Here is a 4101-nt window from a genome sequence, read left to right as displayed (position 1 = left end):
TTGTCCGTACGGCTCTTCAGGACGCGGCCTCGGTCGCCGGCCTGCTCGTCACCACCGAAGCCATGATCGCGGAGGCTCCGAAGAAGGAGTCGGCTGGCGGCGGCGGCATGCCTGGCGGCATGGGCGGCGGCATGGGCGGCATGGGCGGTATGGATTTCTAAGGAGTCCATAAAGCACGCCCATCAACTAACATTGCTCAAGCCCGCAAGCGGGCTTGAGTGGCGGCATGGATTTCTAATCCAGCCCTATCAGCCTTCAGATACGGAAAGGGCGGCAGAGATGCCGCCTTTTTTGTTTTGCGCAGCGGTCGTTGTGGCATCTCAGACGGCGGCATCCGCGCGTTGCTTTACCTCGCCGGCCAGTACCGCCTGCTCGATCAGCGCTGCGACCTCATCGGCCACAGCCTGCACCGGGGCGCGGTCGTGGGTGGCGCGGGCGATCACCATCAGCCCCTCCAGCGACGATTCGACCAGCAGCGCCAATGCATGCGCGCGGCGCTCGGGCACCCCTGCCCTGACGAAGGCGTCCCGCAGCAGGCCTATCCACTGTTCGAAGGCCGAGCGGCACAACTCCGCCAGTTCCGGCACGTCGGTGGGCGAGTCCAGCACGACAGGCGCGATCGGACAGCCGAGCGAAAACTGGTTGTCTTCCAGCATGCGTCCCACCGACTGGTAGATATGATGGACAGCCACCGCCGGATACTTTTCGGCAGCCAGCGCTTCGCCCAGCCTCTCCGTCACGTCGGCAACGCTGGCCCGCGTCACCTCGATGACCAGTTGGTCCTTGCCGCCGGGAAAATGAAAATAGAGCGAGCCCCGCGGTGCGCCGCTGGCGCTCAATATGTCGTTGAGCGAGGTGCCGTGATAGCCGCGCTGCCTGAGCAGCAGCCCAGTCGTCTCGAGTATGCGGGTGCGGGTGTCGTTTGCCATGTCAACCTCTGTCAGCAGGAATCATTATAGGCCTTGCGCAAAATATGACAATCGGTCTACATAATATGTAGATCAGTCTATATATTTCTCGGGAGAACGACATGCGGAGCTACCGTCTCGAAGGGTCTGGGACCGAACCCCTGATGCTGCGCGACACGGCGCAGCCGGAGCCGAGGCCGCATGAGATCGTGGTGCGCGTTCGCGCCACCTCGCTCAACCGGCGCGATACGATGATCCTCAACGGCACCTATCCGCTGCCGCCGCGCCAAGGCGTGGTTCCGCTGAGCGACGGGGCCGGTGACATTGTCGCCATCGGCGATACCGTCACCCGCTTTGCTGTCGGCGACCGCGTGACCGGCAGCTATTTCGCCCGATGGATCGACGGCCGCATCCATGCCGGACTCATCGATCAGCTCGGCTGCACGCTGGATGGCATGCTGACCGAATACGCCGTTCTCGACGAACAATGGGCGGTGCGCTTGCCCGATCATCTCGACTGGCATGAGGCGGCAACGCTGACCTGTGCCGGCCTGACCGGCTGGAATGCGGTGACGGGCGCCGGAATTCCGAAGCCCGGCCAATGGGTTCTGGTCATCGGCTCGGGCGGCGTCTCGCTCTTTGCACTGCAGTTCGCCAAGCTGCTCGGCTGCCATGTCGCCGCCGTCACCTCGCGCGGTGAGAAAGCCGACAGGCTGCGGGCGCTGGGCGCCGACCTGGTGGTTTCGACATCGGATATGCCGCAATGGGGTGCGACCGTCCGCGACCAGACCGGGGGCATCGATCTCATCGTCGAGACCGGTGGCCCGGCGACCTTCGCCCAGTCGCTGATCGCCAGCACGCTATACGGGCACATCGTGCTCTTGACGCCGCAGGATGCGAAAGGCGGATCGATCCAGCTGCCGGCGGCACTCTACCAGCGCAGCCTCGCCACCATCAGCCGCCTGTTCGTCGGCAACCGGACCAATCTCGAAGCCATGCTGCGCGCCGTCTCACAGCATCGCCTGCGGCCCGTCATCGACAAGGTCTTCGCCTTCACCGAGGCCGGCGATGCCTACCGCTATTTCCAGCAGGGCGACGTCTTCGGGAAGGTGATCATCGACGGCGCCTGACCCATCAAATCCTCGAACCAAGGGAGAACGACAATGACAATTTGTGAAGCCTCGGCCAAATGGCAAGGCACACTGAAGGAAGGGGCGGGCCGGCTGCGGCTCGGCAGCGGCGTCTTCGAAGGCGCCTATTCCTTCCCGTCGCGCTTCGAGAACGGTCCGGGCACCAACCCGGAAGAGCTGATCGCCGCAGCGCATGCAGGCTGCTTCTCGATGGCGCTGAGCGCCATACTGGGCGGCGCCGGCCATGTGGCCCGCAATATCCACACGATCGCCAAGGTGCATCTCGGCGCGACCGCGGCCGGGCCGACGATCACCCGGATCGAACTCGAAACCGAGGTGGAGGCCGCAGGACTCGCCGCAGATGAATTCGAGCGCCTTGCACAGTCCGCCAAGGCGGGCTGCCTCGTTTCGCGGGCCCTTGCCGGCGTGTCTCAGATCACCCTCAAGGCAACGCTCGTTGAAGCCACCAAAGGCCAATGAAGCCAGGAGAAAGAAGATGACACAGGAGCTTGTCATGGACGCAACCGCGTACGATCTGTCCCAGCAGACGGCCGAGATCATGCGGCGCTACAGCGACGTATTCCAACGCCATGATCCCTCGGCACTCGCCGAATTGGTGGCTGAGGATTGCGTGATCGAGAACACCGTGCCGGCGCCGGACGGCGCCCGTTATGCCGGTCAAGCGGCGTGCGTCGGGCTTTGGACGGCGATCGCGACCCAGGCCGGCACGCGCTTCGATATCGAGGAAACCTTCGTTGCCGGGGACCGGGCAACGATCCGCTGGCGCTATTTCATGGCCGACGGCAATTCGCTGCGCGGCGTCAACCTCATGCGCGTGGCCGACGGGCGGATCGTCGAAGCGATGGGCTATGTGAAGGGGTAGCGCGCCGAGCAATTTCCCAAAGGGCATCGCCCGGAACAGCGCAACAAGGCGAGCGGATCAGCAAGACTGAGCCGCTCCCCGTGGCTCTACCGATCCGCCAGCGCCAGCTTCGCGCCAAGCATGACGAAGGCGCCGGCGAAAGTCCGGCGCATCCAGGTCAACACCATTGGCCGCGAGACGACGTGGCTGCGGATCGAGGCGGCGAAGATGCCGTAGCCGACGAAAACCACGAAGGTCAAAAGCATGAAGACGGAACTCAGCTCCAGCATCTTCGACAGCGCGTTGGGCTCCGTGGTGCTGACGAATTGCGGCAGGAAGGCGAAGAAGAAGATCGAGAGTTTCGGATTGAGCACGTTGACGAGGATGCCGGCGGCAATCACCTTGCCGGCCGAACGCGGCGTCACATCCTGGTCGACGCTGAGGCCACCATTTTCCTTGAGTGTGTTCCAGGCCATGTAGAGCAGGTAGGCGACGCCGAGATATTTCAGCGTCTCGAAGGCGAGCGCACTGGTGTGCAGCAGCGCCGCCAGGCCAGTGATGGCAGCGGCCATGTGCGGGATGATGCCGAGCGTGCAGCCGAAGGCGGCGATGACGCTGGCTCGCGCACCGCGCGAGAGGCCGGCGCTCAGCGTGTAGAGAACGCCGGTGCCGGGCGAAGCCACGACAATCAGGGACGTCAACAGAAATTCGATGCTCACGATGGTTCCTCCGGCACCCTACCCAACCAGGAAGGTATCGGGCTGCGGGTCGGCGCACAAGCGGAGGCGATTGGAGATTGGCTACACCGGTAACCCGAGCGCCTGGCGTGCCATCAGGCACTCCTCGTCGCCGGGCATGCAGGCGCGACAGACATCCGGCCGGACGTCGTAGATGCCGCAAGCGGTCGACTTGCCGATCTCGCCGGACAGCGCCGAGCAGCGCACGCCCTCGCAGCGCATGCCTGACAGGTCAGATGCGACATATTTTGCCGGGATACGGTCGAGCTGTGCGTCATCCTCGGTGGAAAAGCGCGGCCACTCGGCCGAATAGGAACAGCAGGCACCGCAGCTTTGGCAATCGAAGGTGCCGTGTTGCGACGACAAAACGCTCGCGGCGGCCACCAGGGCGGACAGCCCCGGCGCGGCGGGGTTTTGATCGGCGTCTTGCGGCAAGGCGCTATTTCTTCTTAGCCGTCTTGCCC

General features: G+C 64.2%; 6 protein-coding genes. 3 read left to right on the top strand and 3 right to left on the bottom strand.

All coding sequences use genetic code 11. The features are described 5' to 3' along the window. Positions 1–320: 320 nt before the first annotated feature. Positions 321–929, bottom strand: a complete 609-nt coding sequence (locus EOB59_RS33920; RefSeq protein WP_128290248.1) for a TetR/AcrR family transcriptional regulator — start codon at positions 927–929, stop codon at positions 321–323. Positions 930–1030: 101 nt separating this feature from the next. Between EOB59_RS33920 and EOB59_RS33915 the strand changes: the two genes are divergently transcribed. The 3 genes from EOB59_RS33915 to EOB59_RS33905 are packed head-to-tail and all read left to right on the top strand — an operon-like array spanning position 1031 to position 2921. Next, entirely contained in the window at positions 1031–2038 is a 1008-nt protein-coding gene (locus tag EOB59_RS33915) for an NAD(P)-dependent alcohol dehydrogenase (protein WP_128290247.1), read from the top strand. Positions 2039–2071: 33 nt separating this feature from the next. Further along, entirely contained in the window at positions 2072–2518 is a 447-nt protein-coding gene (locus EOB59_RS33910; protein WP_128290246.1) for an OsmC family protein, read from the top strand. A gap of 16 nt (positions 2519–2534) precedes the next feature. Then, positions 2535–2921 (top strand): nuclear transport factor 2 family protein, encoded by a 387-nt coding sequence (locus tag EOB59_RS33905; RefSeq protein ID WP_128290245.1) that lies wholly within the window; start codon positions 2535–2537, stop codon positions 2919–2921. An 86-nt stretch (positions 2922–3007) separates the two neighbouring features. Here the strand turns inward: EOB59_RS33905 and EOB59_RS33900 are convergent, their stop codons facing one another. Further along, complete coding sequence (locus EOB59_RS33900) at positions 3008–3619, bottom strand: LysE family translocator (protein WP_127810791.1); 612 nt, start codon at positions 3617–3619, stop codon at positions 3008–3010. A gap of 81 nt (positions 3620–3700) precedes the next feature. Continuing rightward, complete coding sequence (locus EOB59_RS33895; protein WP_206622100.1) at positions 3701–4021, bottom strand: YkgJ family cysteine cluster protein; 321 nt, start codon at positions 4019–4021, stop codon at positions 3701–3703. Positions 4022–4101 lie beyond the last annotated feature (80 nt).

Source organism: Mesorhizobium sp. M7A.F.Ca.MR.176.00.0.0 (assembly GCF_004023165.1).
GTDB lineage: Bacteria > Pseudomonadota > Alphaproteobacteria > Rhizobiales > Rhizobiaceae > Mesorhizobium.
The sequence above is the reverse complement of the archived record's forward strand: the minus strand, read 5'-3'. Positions and strand labels throughout refer to the sequence as shown.